The organism is Pelagicoccus sp. SDUM812005, assembly GCF_031127875.1.
Lineage (GTDB): Bacteria > Verrucomicrobiota > Verrucomicrobiia > Opitutales > Opitutaceae > Pelagicoccus.
The window spans coordinates 156,538-171,363 of record NZ_JARXIA010000002.1 but is presented as its reverse complement, the minus strand read 5'-3'; the positions used below and the strand labels follow the sequence as shown (position 1 = coordinate 171,363).

General features: G+C 58.1%; 15 protein-coding genes and 1 tRNA gene. 14 read left to right on the top strand and 2 right to left on the bottom strand.

The window, feature by feature from the left end; all coding sequences use genetic code 11:
• Positions 1–36: 36 nt before the first annotated feature.
• Entirely contained in the window at positions 37–663 is a 627-nt protein-coding gene (locus QEH57_RS04280; RefSeq protein ID WP_309005442.1) for a carbonic anhydrase, read from the top strand.
• An 8-nt stretch (positions 664–671) separates the two neighbouring features.
• Here the strand turns inward: QEH57_RS04280 and QEH57_RS04275 are convergent, their stop codons facing one another.
• Positions 672–1,604, bottom strand: a complete 933-nt coding sequence (locus QEH57_RS04275; protein ID WP_309005441.1) for a helix-turn-helix domain-containing protein — start codon at positions 1,602–1,604, stop codon at positions 672–674.
• A gap of 123 nt (positions 1,605–1,727) precedes the next feature.
• Here QEH57_RS04275 and QEH57_RS04270 point away from each other — a divergent pair, with 123 nt between their 5' ends.
• Both QEH57_RS04270 and hemN read left to right on the top strand, forming a co-directional pair.
• On the top strand, positions 1,728–2,096 hold the full coding sequence (locus QEH57_RS04270) for an HPF/RaiA family ribosome-associated protein (protein ID WP_309005440.1): 369 nt from the start codon (positions 1,728–1,730) through the stop codon (positions 2,094–2,096).
• Positions 2,097–2,150: 54 nt separating this feature from the next.
• On the top strand, positions 2,151–3,548 hold the full coding sequence (gene hemN, locus QEH57_RS04265) for an oxygen-independent coproporphyrinogen III oxidase (RefSeq protein ID WP_309005439.1): 1,398 nt from the start codon (positions 2,151–2,153) through the stop codon (positions 3,546–3,548).
• Between the two features lie 21 nt (positions 3,549–3,569).
• Here the strand turns inward: hemN and QEH57_RS04260 are convergent, their stop codons facing one another.
• Positions 3,570–5,069, bottom strand: coding sequence for a M48 family metalloprotease (locus QEH57_RS04260; protein ID WP_309005438.1), 1,500 nt, complete (start codon positions 5,067–5,069; stop codon positions 3,570–3,572).
• Between the two features lie 162 nt (positions 5,070–5,231).
• On the opposite strand from QEH57_RS04260, the gene QEH57_RS04255 reads away from it, so the two are divergent.
• The 11 genes from QEH57_RS04255 (at position 5,232) to QEH57_RS04205 (ending at position 14,768) form a co-directional block, all read left to right on the top strand.
• Positions 5,232–5,306 (top strand) — tRNA-Asn (locus QEH57_RS04255).
• Positions 5,307–5,508: 202 nt separating this feature from the next.
• Complete coding sequence (locus tag QEH57_RS04250; RefSeq protein WP_309005437.1) at positions 5,509–6,063, top strand: 50S ribosomal protein L25; 555 nt, start codon at positions 5,509–5,511, stop codon at positions 6,061–6,063.
• A gap of 78 nt (positions 6,064–6,141) precedes the next feature.
• Positions 6,142–6,747: an aminoacyl-tRNA hydrolase gene (pth, locus tag QEH57_RS04245; RefSeq protein ID WP_309005436.1), complete on the top strand. Its 606-nt coding sequence runs from the start codon at positions 6,142–6,144 to the stop codon at positions 6,745–6,747.
• Complete coding sequence (locus QEH57_RS04240) at positions 6,728–7,024, top strand: 30S ribosomal protein S6 (protein WP_309005435.1); 297 nt, start codon at positions 6,728–6,730, stop codon at positions 7,022–7,024. Before pth ends, QEH57_RS04240 begins: the two co-directional genes overlap by 20 nt.
• Positions 7,025–7,060: 36 nt before the next feature.
• Entirely contained in the window at positions 7,061–7,516 is a 456-nt protein-coding gene (gene ssb / locus QEH57_RS04235) for a single-stranded DNA-binding protein (RefSeq protein WP_309005434.1), read from the top strand.
• 60 nt (positions 7,517–7,576) lie between these two features.
• Positions 7,577–8,095 carry a 50S ribosomal protein L9 gene (rplI, locus tag QEH57_RS04230; RefSeq protein WP_309005433.1) on the top strand — a complete coding sequence of 173 codons (519 nt, stop codon included), beginning with the start codon at positions 7,577–7,579 and terminating at the stop codon, positions 8,093–8,095.
• A gap of 24 nt (positions 8,096–8,119) precedes the next feature.
• Complete coding sequence (gene dnaB / locus QEH57_RS04225) at positions 8,120–9,529, top strand: replicative DNA helicase (RefSeq protein ID WP_309005432.1); 1,410 nt, start codon at positions 8,120–8,122, stop codon at positions 9,527–9,529.
• A complete protein-coding gene (gene bamA / locus QEH57_RS04220) occupies positions 9,510–11,951 on the top strand; it encodes an outer membrane protein assembly factor BamA (RefSeq protein WP_309005431.1) in 2,442 nt (813 codons plus the stop codon). Before dnaB ends, bamA begins: the two co-directional genes overlap by 20 nt.
• Before the next feature lie 37 nt (positions 11,952–11,988).
• The gene (locus tag QEH57_RS04215) at positions 11,989–12,582 is read left to right on the top strand and encodes an OmpH family outer membrane protein (protein WP_309005430.1); all 594 of its coding nucleotides are present in this window, start codon (positions 11,989–11,991) and stop codon (positions 12,580–12,582) included.
• A gap of 150 nt (positions 12,583–12,732) precedes the next feature.
• Complete coding sequence (gene lpxD, locus QEH57_RS04210; protein WP_309005429.1) at positions 12,733–13,773, top strand: UDP-3-O-(3-hydroxymyristoyl)glucosamine N-acyltransferase; 1,041 nt, start codon at positions 12,733–12,735, stop codon at positions 13,771–13,773.
• A gap of 47 nt (positions 13,774–13,820) precedes the next feature.
• Entirely contained in the window at positions 13,821–14,768 is a 948-nt protein-coding gene (locus QEH57_RS04205; RefSeq protein ID WP_309005428.1) for a ribose-phosphate pyrophosphokinase, read from the top strand.
• Positions 14,769–14,826 lie beyond the last annotated feature (58 nt).

Genomic DNA, 14,826 nt, shown 5'->3' with positions numbered 1-14,826 from the left:
TCTATGGGGGGAACTTGTTCTAGCTGACTGCCCTTGATGTCAGAGAAAAACAGTTCGAAAAGTCTGCCGCTTTCCTTCGTGGAGGGGCATGAGAAGTTCCTCGAGAGTGATTACGCCAAGAATCCGGCCCTGTTCGCCGATTTGGCGAGCGGCCAGTCGCCGAAGGTGATGTGGATCGGCTGCGTGGATTCTCGGGTCCCGGCGGAGCGTATTCTCGGCGCCGGATTGGGCCAGCTTTTCGTGCTCCGCAACGTGGCCAATATCGTCCCGCCGCTCGCTGCGGACGAGGCCTCTGTCGGTTCCGCTATTTGGTTCGCGGTGGATGCCTTGAAGGTGGAGCACATCATCGTGTGCGGGCATTCGAACTGCGGCGGGGTGAAGGCTTTGTCGCAGCTTGGCAAGGCGAGCTTCGATCCGATGCTTTCCTCTTGGGTGGAGTACGCGATTCCGGCTTTGGAGGATTTCGACGGATCCTCGCTGGAGGACCTGGAGCGAGCGAACGTGGTGTCCCAGACCGAGCACTTGCTGGAGTACCCCTGCGTCGCGGATGCGGTAGCGGAGGGTCGCCTTTCCATTCACTCGTTCTACTACGAAATCGGGAAGGGGAAGCTCGAGCAGTACGATACGGAAAAGAAGGCTTGGTCTTACTTGGCCCGCTCCTAGGAGGCGGGTCAGCCGTTGGCGCTGAGGCGATAGCTGCTGGGGGATTCGCCGGCTACTTTCTTGAAAGCCCGATTGAATTGGGCGATGGAGTCGAAGCCGCTGGCGAAAGCGATATCGCTGATGCGGTCGCTGCTCTGGCTGATGCGTTCCTTGGCGCGTTCGACGCGCTCGCGGGTCAGGTAGTCGACGAAGGTGAGCCCGGTCTCCTCTTTGAAGACCTTGCTGAAGTGGCGAACGCTTGCTCCGGCGATCCTTGCGATTTCGCTGAGGGAGATGGGCCGGTCTGAGTGTTGGCGAATGTGGCGAACGGCCTTCAGGGCGGCTGGGTTGCCGGATTTTTCCGCTTTGGCGAGGTGGAGGGTGTTGGCGGCGGCGCCGAGGCTTTCGGCGAAGATTTCCAGCATCTTGACGAAGCCTTGGTAGGCGTCGCGATCGAGGCTGACGCTTTGGCGGTAGGCCTTGCGGGCAGCCTGCGAATCGAGCTCGATGCCGCGTAGGATCATTTCGCTATGGGCCCGATCGTAGTGGGAGTTGTCGAGCGCTTCGAGGGCGACTTGTCCGGTTTGCAGGTAGGCGATGATGCGGTGTCCCATGCGGATGGGGACCAAGGTGTCGTGCAGCCCTGCGAAGCAGTGCAGGGTGGAAGCCTTGCGCGACGCGTTTTTCTCGAGTTCCGATTGGGCCATGAGGCAGGCTAGGCAGCCCTTGCGCGCGGTGGAAACGAGGGCGCAGAACGGGTTCTCCTTGCGGTGTCCGGTGGCGGGCATGCGAAAAGTGCCGATAGGGCGCAGGGTCAGGGGCAGGCCGGAGGCGGCCGTGAAGGAGCGCTCGTATTTGGCGAAAAGGCGGGTGGCGCCAATACTCTTGGTCAGCTCCCGGCTCTCTTCGGGCGTGGCTAGCTCGAGGCTGGCCGCGGCTTGTTTCGCTCTCTTCCTGGGCATGGGTCCATTCATCCCTCTTTCAATAAGAGAGTCAAATGTAATTAATTCGCTTTTAGCCGGATTTGCGTAGGATTTGGCCGAATCCGAGTAGGGGGCTTCCTGCAAATCTGCGATAGTCCTGCCATGAACCCTAACAACGAAGTTGAGATAGTAGGCCGTCGCCTGGAGTTGACGGAGTCGATCAAAGGCAAGGTGAACGAATTGGCTGCGAAGCTTTGCGAGCACGATTCCGATATCAGTCGTATCCGGGTGGAGTTGGAGCTTGAGCGTCACTCGAAGACTCACCGTGGCGAGTTTATCGCCAAGGGACGTGTCGATGACCGCAGGAAGCGCTTCGACGTGACGGTTCAGAAGGACGATCTTTACAGGGCGATTTCTGTGTTGGGCGAGAAACTTGACCGGCTGATTCGCAAGGGAAGCCGTCGCCGGGTCACCGCGCGTCGGCATTTGGCGGCGATCGAGTTGGAGGCAGCCTTGCCGAAGGTAGGCTAGGGAAGCTACTAGGATGGATTTATCCACTATTTGAATACTGAACAATCGACGATTATGCCAACTGCACCACTTAGCTTCTCGCGGGATTCGCTCGGGCTCAATCCCGCGTTGATCCGGAAGTACAACCAGCCGGCCCCGCGCTACACCTCCTATCCGACTGCCTTGAAGTTCAAGGCGGTGGAGGACCGTAGCGGCCGCTCGGCGCTGTTGGCCGATTTGGAGGACGCGGAGGGGCCTTTGTCCCTCTACGTCCACGTGCCGTACTGCCGCAGTCTGTGTTGGTTTTGCGGCTGCGCGAAGGTCATCTCCACCGACACCTCGCTCGCGGACAAGTACCTCGACTACTTGGACATGGAGGTGCGGCGCTATGCGGGTCTGATTCGAGAGGGACGCAAGGTGGTGCAATTGCACTTCGGAGGAGGTTCGCCGAACTTTCTTTCCCCGAAGCAGGTCAGAAGGCTCTCGGGGATTTTGCGCGGCGCCTTCGAGTTCGACGATGCGGCGGAGATCAGCGTGGAGCTGGATCCGCGTACGCTTTCGGAAGCCCAGGTGGCGGCCTTTATGGAGTTGGGCGTCAATCGCGCCTCGATCGGGGTGCAGGACGTGAATCGCAAGGTCCAGGAGGCAATTCACCGTATCCAGCCTACGGAGACGAACGCCAAGACTATTAGCTGGCTGCGGGCCGCGGGGATCCATTCCATAAACGTGGACTTGATCTATGGCTTGCCGTATCAGACTGAGGAGAGCTTCAAGGAGACCCTGCAGGAAGTGCTTTCCTACGATCCGGATCGGCTCGCGGTTTTTTCCTACGCCCATGTGCCTTGGAGCAAGCCAGCTCAGAAGATTCTCGAGCGCTCGCCTTTGCCGGATGCGGATTCGAAGATCGAGATCCTAATCCAAACCGTGGAGAAGCTGACGGGTTGCGGCTACTCCCACGTGGGCATGGACCACTTTGCGAAGCTGGAGGATCCGCTGGTGAAGGCGCAGCGGGCCAAGACCTTGCAGCGGAATTTCCAAGGTTACAGCTTGCACGCGAACGTCGACATCTGCGCGTTTGGCATGTCGGCCATTAGCCAGTCGCAGAATGCGTTCCGCCAAAACTACAAGGATTTGGATACGTATTACCGGATGCTGGACGAGGGGAACATCCCGTTGGAGAAGGGCTACCTTTTGACGCGGGACGACCAAGTTCGTCGCGAGGTGATCATGCGCTTGATGTGCGACCTGGAGCTGGACTTCGCGGAGCGCGGAGCGGTGAACGGGATCGATTTTTCGAGTTACTTCGAATCGGAAATCGAAGGCCTGAAGGGCATGGAAAGCGATGGGCTAGTTTGCTTCACCGAAAAGGGGTTGAGCGTTACGCCGCTAGGGCGACTGTTGATCCGCAACGTGGCCTGTCGTTTCGACGCCTACCTGGGCAATGCCTCCCAAGGGTTCTCCAAGGCGATCTAGACTTTTTTATTCGATCTCTCGTTATCGCGTGCTCGCGGGCAGCTTCAGAAGCTGTCCGCGTTCTATTTGCTGGTCGAGTTCGACTTGGTTCATGATGGCCCAGTCGTGCGCGTCGGTCCCGGGCGGGAGTCGATCGGGCAGCAGGTCTTGGAAGGCGGCGTTGCGATCCGCTCGCGTCACCGCGATGCGGTAGGGTTGGATGTTGAGGATGTCTGGGTTCGTCAGTTCCTCGAAGGAGCCGGCGATGGAGCGGATCGTTCCAGCTTGGGCGGGGAAGGAGGCGCTGGTTCCGTATCCCAGGAATGTGAATACGTTTTCGCCTTTTTGCACGAAGGTGGCGTGGAGCATGATGACGCCGGACTGGGTGGTGACGCTGCCTTCCAGCGCGTAGGCGGGCATGCTGTTGACGTGGGTGTCCTGGGCGTAGGTAGGTTCGAAGGAAAGCTTCGAGGCGAGGGCTTGGGCGGCTGCTAGGGGCGTCTTTTCCGGGGCGATGGTGAAGGCGAGCATGACGGAGCGGTTGGCGTCGCTCAGGTAGACGGCGCCGCTTTCGTTCTGGAGGCTCCAGCCCGCTGGCTTGTCGAACTGGAAGCGAAGGTCGGGATGGTAGAAGCGTTGGCCGTCGCTGTATCCGTTTCTTGGATTCTGGCCGACCACAAGGCCGTCGATTTTCGCCAGGAAGCGCTCTTCGCCTACGATTGGGGTCTGGCCGGTTTTGGCGTTCCATTGGCTGGCGAGCTCCTGGATGGTCTTTTCGCGTTCGCCCGGGTCGGGGTGGGAGGACATCCAGGAGGGAATGCTCTGGCCGCTCTTGTCCGAGATGCGGTCGAGGGAGCGGAAGAAGGCGGAGCCCTCTCCAGCTGCGTAACCCGCTTTGGCGGCGTACTCGACGCCGTGCAGATCGGACTCGCGTTCCGCGTCGCGGCCGTACTTGAGCGTAGCGAGTTGGAAAAGCTCGCCCCCTAGGTTAACCATCTCGCGAGCGAAGTCCTTGTTTTCGGCGATTTGCTCGCCGATTACGGCGCCGGCGACGAGTCCGATTTGTCCGAGCTGTTGCTTGAGGGCTTGCTTGGAGGCGTGGCGGGCTTCCACGTGGACGATTTCGTGGCCGAGCACCACCGCGAGTTGAGCCTCGTTCTGCAAGTGGGAAAGCAAGCCGCGCGTCACGTACACGAAACCGCCTGGAAGGGCGAACGCGTTGACCACATCGGAGTCGAGCAAGCGGAAGGTGAATTCGGTGTCCTGGTAGATCTCCGGAGCGTCGCTACGCTTGATGGCGCTGTGCTGCAGGAGCTCGTTGCCGAGGTCGCGGATGTAGGCGGCCAGTTCGTCGTCCTGGTAGAGGCCCATTTGCTGGACGATCTGGGCGTCGGACTGGCGGCCCAGCTGGAGCTCCTGTTCCCAGGTGTAGGCGTAGTAGCCGGTCTGTCCTGTGTAGAGGTTTGGCTCCGTGGCGCATCCTCCGAGGAGTAGGGCTAAGGTGGATACGAGGCAGAAAATGCTAAGCAGTCTTTGGCGCATGGTGAGCTTGGATCGGTCTAGGTTGGAAAAGTTCGTTGCCTATAATGGCTTGTCGATTGGGTGCGGGTCAAACGCCCCGAGGGGAGTTTTCACTTTTTTTGATTTTCTTGAATCAAAGAGTTGACAAGGGGCTGCCGAAACTACTTTTTCCGAATCCTTCATTGCCCTGTAGCTCAGTGGTAGAGCAGGTGACTGTTAATCACTTGGTCGTTGGTTCGAATCCAACCGGGGCAGCCATTTTATTTTCCGTCCGCCAGATTGGCGGTTTTTTTGTGCTCAGGCAGCCCTTGTTTCAAATGGGGCTCAACTGTGGCTCGTTTTCCTTTTGCCGCTTTTTTCTGTGTTTCGGCGAAAGTTTTGATTGATTTCCACCTGAAGCGACTTACGGTTCGCTCCCTTTCACTCGGAGTCTCGCTCCGCATCTAACGATTTTCGTACCATGAATACGCTCACAATCAACGCTTCCGCCCGCGAACAAGCGGGATCTGCATCATCCGGCCGTCTCCGCGCCGAAGGCCGCGTGCCAGCTGTTGTATACGGCAAGAGCAAGAAGCCTGAAAATCTGTCGATCGACTCTAGCGAGCTTCGCCAGCTTCTCCGCGCGATCGGTAACAACACTCCCGTCGTTCAGCTCAAGGCTGGCGAAGGCGAAGCGGTCACTTCTATTATCAAGGAAGTGCAGCGCCACCCGATCAAGGACACCTACACTCACGTAGACTTCCAGGAGATCGCGGAAGGCGAGCTCGTCGTTCTCGAGATTCCCGTTCACGCCAAGGGCGAGGCATGGGGCGTGAAGAACGAAAACGCGACGGTTGAAACCGTATCGCAAACGGTCAGCGTACGTTGCTTGCCGAAGGACATCCCTTCTTCGATCGACGCGGACGTTCGTCCTTTGAAGGTAGGCGACAGCCTCCACGTCAGCCAGCTGCCCGAGATCGAAGGCGTCCAGTACCTCGACGCTCCGGATCAGCCGGTCTTCGCAGTCGTCAAGTAAGCGACTTAACTTTCCCCTGGTGGGCCAGTCCTTGGGCGGGCTCACCTTTTTGTTCTTTTTAAAAATCTAGAACGGCTCATGAGCTTCCGGATGATAGTCGGCCTCGGCAATCCTGGCAGCGAATACGCCGATACCCGCCACAATATCGGATTCCGCGTGGTCGACGCCTTTGCTGCGAAGCATGGGGCGGAGCCTTGGAAGAAGGAGCGCAAGCAAAAGGGCGAGGTCGCTCTCCTGAGCGGTTCGAAGTTCGGGAAGCTGATCCTCGTGAAGCCGACGACCTTCATGAACGAGAGTGGCGTGTGCGTGCAGAAGCTTTGCAGCTACTACAAGATACCTCCGGAAGAGGTGGTAGTGGTGTACGACGAGATCAACTTGGATGTCGGCGAGGTGAAGCTCAGCATGTCGGGCAGCGCGGGCGGTCACAATGGCTTGGCCGACATCCTCAGTCGCATGCCTCCTCGCTTCGCTCGCATTCGAGTGGGGATCGGGGGCAAGCCGGACAAGGAGATGCCCTTGGCAGACTACGTTCTAGGCAAATTTTCCAGCGACGACGAATCCGTCGTCTCCGCTAGTATGGATCGCTACGTCGAGAGCATCGAGCTCTTGGTGGCTCTCGGTCCGGACTTGGCGATGAACCAAATCAATCGAAAACGAAAAAACGATGACAGCAACAGCATCTAACTACAAAGCAACCTTCATTCTCGACACTCGTGGTCGCGAAGAGTCTATCGATGACCTCATCGAAGGCCTCAAGGCGGATCTCGCATCCGTCGGCGCCGAAGTATCCGAAGTCGAGAATCTCGGCCGCCAGGACTTCGTTCGTACTCCAGACATCAAGTACACCGCAGGCGTTTACGTCCGCTACGATTTCGCTGGTACCGCTGAAGTGCCTGCTGCGATCCTCGAGAAGCTCCGCTTGAACAAGCTCGTTTCTCACAAGATGATCCAGAAGGCGTAAGTTTCGCCTTTTTGAAACACCCAGCCCGCTTCGTCTATGGCCAACTTCAACAAAGTAATTCTCCTCGGTAACCTTACCCGTGACCCGGAACTTCGCACAACGCCGAAGGGCACTTCCGTGTGTCAGTTCGGCATGGCGGTCAACCGGGTCTATCGCTCCGGCGACGAGACGCAGGAGGAGACGACTTTCGTTGACCTTGAGGCATGGGGCAAGCAGGCGGAGATCATCTCCAAGTACGTTAGCAAGGGTAACCCGCTCTTCATCGAAGGCCGCCTGAAGTTCGACTCCTGGGAGTCGAAGGAAGGCGAAAAGCGAAGCAAGCTGAAGGTCATCGTTGAAAACATGCAGCTCATGGGCAGCCGCGGCGACAACAACGGCGGCGGCCAAGGCTCCGGCGGTTACGCTCCGGCCCAGCGCGAAAGCGGCTCATCGGCTCCCTCCTCTCAAGCTCCCGCCTCCAGCGGCGACATCGAAGAAGACGTTCCCTTTTGATTAGCGGTTCCGTCATCACACACATCCGAATTTTAAAATACACTTAACCACTCGCATATCATGGCAACTAGCGAAGTACTACTCATCGAGGCTGTTGAAGGTCTCGGCGGCGAAGGCGATCAAGTAACAGTTAAAGCGGGCTTCGCTCGCAACTTCCTCCTTCCTACTAAGAAGGCGATCCCGGTAAACCGTTCCAACCGCAAGCAGATCGAAGCTCTCAAGGACCGCCGCGCCAAGCGCGAGGCCAAGGAGATCGAAGACGCACAAGCACAGGCTGCTAAGCTAGGCGAGACTCAGATCGGTATCGCGGTCAAGACTGGCGAAGCAGGTCGCATGTTCGGCGCCGTCACTTCCATCCACATCCACGAAAAGCTCGTGGAAGCTGGCTACGAGATCGACCGCAAGAAGATCCACCTCGAGCAGCCTATCAAGGAGCTCGGCCAGCACACCTTCATCGTAAAGGTGCACCCAGAAGTCGAAGTCGAGATGAAGATCGACGTCGTTTCTGAGAACCCGATCGTAGAGCCAGAAGCTGAAGAGGCGGAAGGCGAAGCGGAAGCGGCTTCTGACAAGGAATAATTAGCCACGGCTTGACGATCCCACATGTCGAACAAGCCGTTCTCGGGGAATAAGTTCCCCGACAAAAAGAAGAGTCCGACCGCGTTTTCGCTGGCCGGACTCACTCCGCCCCACAGTTTGGAGGCGGAGAAGGGCCTCCTCGCCGCATGCTTGCTGGACCCAGCCGAGATCATCTCTCGCTGCTTGGCCCAGAAGCTGCCCGCGGAGGCTTTCTACCATCCGGCTCACCAGATCGTTTTCGAGACCTGCGTCGACCTGTTCGAAAACAAGTCGATGCTCGACGCCCAGGTCCTCGCGGAGGAGCTGCGCAGTCGCGGCAAGCTGGAAGAAGTGGGCGGCCTCATGTACGTCGCCGACCTGACCTCGCACATCGAGACCACGGCCCATGCGAACTACTTCCTGGACAAGGTTCGCGAGCACTATACTCGCCGCCGCTTGATCAAGACGGCGACCTCCAGCATCGAGCGCTGCTTTTCGGCAGAGAACAACGACATCGAGATGCTGGTCGACGAGATCGAAAAGGAGATCTACTCCATCTCGGACGCCCAGGTCGCGGATACCACCCTCCCGGTCAAGGAAGCGGTGGTGGAGGCGGTCAGCCTGGTCAAGCGCATGATCGAGAACAAGGGGGAGCTGGTCGGTCTCTCCAGCGGATTCCGCGGCATCGACAACATGCTGGCCGGCTTGAAGCCGACGGAAATGATTGTCTTGGCGGCTCGTCCTTCCATGGGTAAGACCAGTTTGGCCCTCAATATCGCCGAGCGCGTATCCATGTCGTACAACGGCAAGCCAGCTCAGGCCGGCACTTTGGTTTTCAGTTTGGAAATGGGAGCTGAGCAGCTCGCCATGCGACTGCTGACCGGTCGCGCCCAAATCAGCGTGTCTCGCTTGCGCGACGGAATTGTGAACCAGGAGGAGCAGGAGAAGATCGCCGCTGCAGCTATCGAGCTCAAGGACGCTCCCATCTGGATCGACGACGGCGCCCAGGTGACCATCAACCAGTTGCGAGCCAAGTCGCGACGCGTTTTCGCCCGCAACAAGAACATGGGCTTGATCGTGATCGACTACCTTCAGCTCATCAACGGCTCGGATCCGCGCACCCCTCGAGAGCAGCAGATCTCGGAAATTTCCCGTGGAATTAAAGGCCTCGCCAAGGAACTTAAGGTTCCGGTAATTGTTCTCAGTCAGCTTAATCGTGACTCGGAAAAGGAAAAACGTCAGCCCAAGCTTTCTGACCTGCGTGAATCAGGCTCGATCGAGCAGGACGCGGACGTTGTTTTGCTTTTGGCTCGACCGAAAGACGCAGGTGACGATTTTTCCGTTGCAGCCGACAAGGCTGATCTAATTGTTGCCAAGCAACGTGCTGGCGCCGTCGGCGAAATTAAGCTCAACTTCATCAGAGAAATAACCCGTTTTGAAGATTACACAGAATAGCCAGTCCCTTCTGGCCCGTATATCCCTCGCCTTTGTTCTTGTAGCTCTTAGTTTCGCCTCCGCTTCCGCCCAGGGAACGAAGGACCAGGAGCCGCCCACGATCAATAAGCTCATCATCAACTTTACCGGCCTCTCGAACGTAAACGAGGAGGTCGCTCGAGCGAACATGTCGATTCGGGAAGGGGAGAAGTACGACCCTGTCGCCGTCGATCGCGACATCCGTTCGCTCTACCGCTCGAACCTGTTCGAGTACATCGAGGCTCGCATCGCTCCCGCCGGCGAAAATTCCATCGACGTGATCTTCGACATCCGTCCGAAGTTCCGCATCTCCGCGATCATTTTCGAGGGCAACGACAAGCTCAGCAACAACAAGCTGAAGCGGGAGACGTCGATCGTGGTGAATCAGGTGCTCAACGAGCCTCGCGTGAAGGGCGCGGCGGAGGACCTGCAGGAGCTCTACCTCAAGAAAGGCTTCTCCCAGGCTCGCGTCGACTACCAGATCGACCGCAGTCCGGTGACCGGTTTCGCGACCGTGACCTTCCAGATCCGCGAAGGGCGCAAGTTCAAGATCGGCTCCATCAACTTTACGGGCAACGAGAACATCAAGAAGCGTAAGCTGAAGAAGAAGATGGAGACCAAGAAGTGGGGCTTCCTCTCGATCCTCACCGGCAGCGGCCGCTTCGACAGGGACAAGTTCGACGACGATTTGGAAACCTTGAAGGACGTTTACCGTCAGGAAGGTTATCTCGATATCGATATCGATCCCGCCAAGGTCCAGTTCTCCTATCCCTCCGAATCCCGCATGCGTATCGACATCAACGTAGGCGAGGGCAAGCAGTACCGCGTGGGCAAGATCGAGTTCGTCGGAAACGAGACCTACGAAGATTCCGTCCTGCGCCTCATGCTGCGCGTGCTTCCGGGCTCGGTCTACCGTCCGGAGAAGATCGACGAAGACGTCGAGCGCCTGGAAGATTTCTATGGGCAGTTCGGATACATGGAGACCCGTATCCGCATGCAGCGCGTGCCGAACGTGCAGACGGGCGACATCGATATCCAGTACGTCGTTTACGAGAGCGAGAAATTCCAGGTGGAGTCCATCGACATCGAGGGCAACACCAAGACCAAGAGCGTAGTGGTGCTTCGCGAGCTGGCCCTCACGCCGGGCAGCACCTTCGACAGCGTGCGCATGGAAGCCAGCCGTATGCGCTTGGACAATACGCGTTACTTCGAGGATACTAACGTCACGCCGCAGTCGACCAACGTCCCCGGGCGCAAGGACCTGCGCGTCACTTTCCGCGAAGGTCGTACCGGCAACTTCTCTTTCGGCGCCGGATTCAGTTCGCTCGAAAAGGGCGTGTTCTTCATCGAGCTCACCCAGTCCAACTTCGACATCTTCAACTGGCGCGGAGCCTTCCAGGGCGACGGTCAAAAGTTCCGCCTCAAGGCGCAGCTTGGCGGTTATTCCTCGTCCATCGTTCTGGCCTTCGAGGAGCCTTGGCTGTTCGAGCGTCGCTTGGCATTCGGCCTGCAGATCTTCAAGCAGGAGACCAACTACGACAACCAGTTCTACAATTCCATCCAGGAAGGCTTCGATATCTCGCTGAGAAAGCGCCTGATCGAAATCATCGAAGGCCGCATCTCCTATTCCTTGGTTAACCAGGACTTCAACCAGTTCCAGGACGCTGGGGTAGAGCAGCGCCTCGCCAGCAGTATCGGTACGGCGTCCAAGCTGAACCTGCTCTTGCTGCGCGATTCGCGTGACCGCCTGATCAACTCCCTGCGCGGAATGCGCCTGGAGCTCGACCTGAACTACGCGGGCGACTTCCTCGGCGGCGACTTCGACTTCTACAAGGTCGAATCTCGCAATGCTTTCTATATTCCGCTTTCCGAGCGCTTGAGCCAGACGGTCGAGGTGCTCGCTCGCGCCGGTGTGGTGCAGGAAACGGGCGACAGCCCGGTGGTGCCTTGGGAGGAGCGCTTCTTCCTCGGTGGTCCCAATACCTTGCGCGGCTTCGAGTTCCGCGACGTCAGTCCTTTGGAAGGAGGCTTCAGCAACTTGGGCCGGCCTTACCAAGCCGGCGGTAAGACTTACGGCATGTTCGGCTTGGAGTATTCCTTCGGCATAACGGAAGACTTCCGTGTCGCCGCTTTCTACGATGGCGGTTTCGTCAACAAGGAAGCCGGGGATTTCGGCATGGATGTGGAAAAGATTTTCTACGAATACGGCGGCGGCGAGTATTTCGCCGGCCAGCGTCGTTCCGGATGGAACGACAACTATGGATTTGGTATTCGTATGTCTATGATGGGTACGCCGCTGCGTCTCGATTACGCCATTCCTATGTCCACCAACGGCACCTCCGATGAATTGGGCGGTAATGACAATGGCGGACAATTCAACTTTACTTTTGGCGGTAGATTCTAATCTCTCTCTGCCCCCACAACACTAACTCCTATTCTCAATGAAACGTTTTAAATCCCTTCTCGTAGTCCTCAGCGCCATCGCCATGGCAGCAACTAGCCTTCGCGCGAACGAAGACGTCATCATCACCGTGATGGTAGACGACGCTCTCGGCAGCTATTACAAGGTCCAGGAATTCATGGCCGAAATGGAAAAGAGCGAGGAGGAAGCTCGCGCCAAGGCTGCGGAAATCGAAGCTCAGGGCACTGCGCTCGTCGAAGAGTTCCAAGAGCTGCGCGAACAGGCGAACAGCGACATCCTCATGGAGGAGGCTAAGCTCGAAGCGACTCAGGATGCACAGAAGAAGATGCAGGAAATCCAGCAGAAGGAGCAGGAGCTGCGTCAGTTCGTTGGCAACACGCGCCAGCAGTTCGCGGCCATCCGCCAGCAGCAGCTCAACGCCTACTACCAGGAGATCGCTGAAGTCGTTACCGAGATCGCTAAGGAGCGCAACGCTACCCTCGTAATCGACATCACTGCCCGCGCCGGCGACGGCCGCGCTCCGGTTCTCTACACGGACGGTTCCTACGACATCACTCCTTTGGTCATCGAGCGTATCAACGCCACCCAAGGCCAGGAGCCAGCTGCCGAGTAGTTTTCGCGAGTCGCCAAAACCGATCTTTTAGAGCCCTGTCGCGATTGCGGCAGGGCTTTTTTCTGTTTTGGGCATCGCGGGGTTCTCGTGGGTTGATTTCCCGAACGTTCGCTTCCATTTTGCCATCCTCTTGTAATTAACTTTCAGACCATGGATATCACCCTCTCCCTCAATGCAGTGCTAGATCGCATCGACTATTCCACTTTCGAAGGAGAGTTGGGAGTTCGTAGCATAACGGGAGTGGCTTCGCTCGGCGACGCTCAGCGGGGCGACGCGACCTTTGTGGCTTCGGCCAAGTACCTCGAGGAGCTTGCGAAGACGGAAGCCTCGCTGGTGGTGCTCAGCAAGGATTTGGAGGCGACGCCCAAGTCGGGGCAGTTGTTCCTGCGGGTCGAGAACCCATCCATCGAGATCGCCAAGCTTTGCGAGCTCATATCGCAGAAGATGTGGGAGAAGCCTCAACCCGGGATTCATCGGTTGGCGAATATCGATCCTTCGGCGGAGATCGATGCGAGCGCTTGTATCGACGCTTTCGTTACAGTCGCGGCGGGCGCTCGCATCGGTCCGGGCTGCGTGATCGCATCGGGTTGCTTTATCGGTCCTGCATGCGAGCTAGGGGCGGATTGCCAGCTCTCGGCCAACGTGACGCTCGAGCGCGATACGGTAGTGGGAAAGCGAGTACGCATTCACGCCGGAACGGTCCTTGGGTCGGATGGATTTGGATACGAGTTTCAGGACGGCCGTCACCGCAAGGTGCCGCAGGTGGGCTCGGTGTTGGTGGGAGACGACGTGGAAATCGGCGCCAACACGACGGTCGATCGCGGCCGTTTCGGGCCGACGCGTATCGGCGAAGGCAGCAAGATCGATAACTTGGTGCAGATCGGCCACAATGTGGTGGTAGGGAAGCACAACATACTTTGCGCCCAGGTCGGAATCGCCGGAAGCACCAAGCTGGGCGATTACGTGGTGATGGGAGGTCGCGCCGGCGCCTCGGGCCACATCGAGATCGGCCCAGGCGCCCAGTTGGCGGGGCAGTGCGTTGCCTATTCGGATCTGGAAGGCGGAGCCAAGTACGGCGGCGCCCCGGCGATCCCGCTGGTGGCCTACCAGCGCATAACGGTGATCACGCGTCGGTTGCCGGAGCTTTTCAAGCGCCTGACGCAGCTAGAGAAGCAGTTGCTGCGCGATTAGCGGATTTTAGGCCTGTGCAATCTGGAGGGGTTTGATAGCTGTTTCTGATGCGAGACAGAAACCTCAAGATCATTTCCGGTAACTCGAACCGCCAACTGGCTGAGGATATCTGCGACTTCATTGGCGTTCCGCTTACGGACACCACGGTTACGAGCTTTCCGGATGGGGAGTCTTTCGTTAAGATCAACGAAAACGTGCGGGGACAGGACGTGTTTCTGGTCCAGTCAAGCTGTCCGCCGGTCAACAACAACTTGATCGAGCTGCTGATCATGATCGATGCCGCACGGCGGGCGTCCGCGGCGCGAATAACGGCGGTGATCCCGTTTTATGGATACGCCCGGCAGGATCGAAAGGACCAGCCACGGGTACCGATTACGGCCAAGCTGGTGGCGAACCTATTGACCTCGGCCGGCGCGGATCGGGTCCTGGCGGTGGATTTGCACGCGGGGCAGATCCAAGGTTTTTTCGATATTCCAGTGGACCACTTGCTCGCTTTTCCGGTGCTCTACGAATACATCGTCAAGAAGGACCTGAGGAATTTGATGGTTATGTCTCCGGACGTCGGCGGCGTGAAGATGGCCGACGCTTATGCTCGCATGTTGAAGTGCGGATTGGGTTTCGTCGCCAAGAAGCGGCACAGCGCCACGCAAGTCGAGGCGACTAGCATCGTGGGCGACGTGAAGGATTGCGACGTTCTCCTGATCGACGATATGACGGAGACGGCGGGAACGCTTTGCGCGGCGGCTCGCTTGATCAAGAAGCAGGGCGCTCGCCGCATTTTGGCGGCCGTGACCCATGCGAACTTGCAGGAGATGGCCTACGAGCGCTTGAAGGACGGCCCGATCGACGAGCTGATCGTGACCGATACCATCCCGGTCGACCCGAAGGACTTGTCGATCAAGGTGCTTAGCGTGGCTCCTTTGCTGGGCGAGGCGATTTTGCGGATCAACAATAACGAGTCGGTTACCAGCCTGTTCAGGGTGAAGGGCTTCTGAAGCGTAGGCTTGGAAAGCGGGCTTTCCTGTGCCAGAGTTGCAACTTTCCAAGGTCACC

Coding starts and splice junctions, on each gene's coding strand:
- QEH57_RS04280 (WP_309005442.1), top strand. CDS start 37: ATGTCAGAGAAAAACAGTTCGAAAAGTCTGCCGCTTTCCTTCGTGGAG.
- QEH57_RS04275 (WP_309005441.1), bottom strand. CDS start 1,604: ATGCCCAGGAAGAGAGCGAAACAAGCCGCGGCCAGCCTCGAGCTAGCC.
- QEH57_RS04270 (WP_309005440.1), top strand. CDS start 1,728: ATGAACCCTAACAACGAAGTTGAGATAGTAGGCCGTCGCCTGGAGTTG.
- hemN (WP_309005439.1), top strand. CDS start 2,151: ATGCCAACTGCACCACTTAGCTTCTCGCGGGATTCGCTCGGGCTCAAT.
- QEH57_RS04260 (WP_309005438.1), bottom strand. CDS start 5,069: ATGCGCCAAAGACTGCTTAGCATTTTCTGCCTCGTATCCACCTTAGCC.
- QEH57_RS04250 (WP_309005437.1), top strand. CDS start 5,509: ATGAATACGCTCACAATCAACGCTTCCGCCCGCGAACAAGCGGGATCT.
- pth (WP_309005436.1), top strand. CDS start 6,142: ATGAGCTTCCGGATGATAGTCGGCCTCGGCAATCCTGGCAGCGAATAC.
- QEH57_RS04240 (WP_309005435.1), top strand. CDS start 6,728: ATGACAGCAACAGCATCTAACTACAAAGCAACCTTCATTCTCGACACT.
- ssb (WP_309005434.1), top strand. CDS start 7,061: ATGGCCAACTTCAACAAAGTAATTCTCCTCGGTAACCTTACCCGTGAC.
- rplI (WP_309005433.1), top strand. CDS start 7,577: ATGGCAACTAGCGAAGTACTACTCATCGAGGCTGTTGAAGGTCTCGGC.
- dnaB (WP_309005432.1), top strand. CDS start 8,120: ATGTCGAACAAGCCGTTCTCGGGGAATAAGTTCCCCGACAAAAAGAAG.
- QEH57_RS04215 (WP_309005430.1), top strand. CDS start 11,989: ATGAAACGTTTTAAATCCCTTCTCGTAGTCCTCAGCGCCATCGCCATG.
- lpxD (WP_309005429.1), top strand. CDS start 12,733: ATGGATATCACCCTCTCCCTCAATGCAGTGCTAGATCGCATCGACTAT.
- QEH57_RS04205 (WP_309005428.1), top strand. CDS start 13,821: ATGCGAGACAGAAACCTCAAGATCATTTCCGGTAACTCGAACCGCCAA.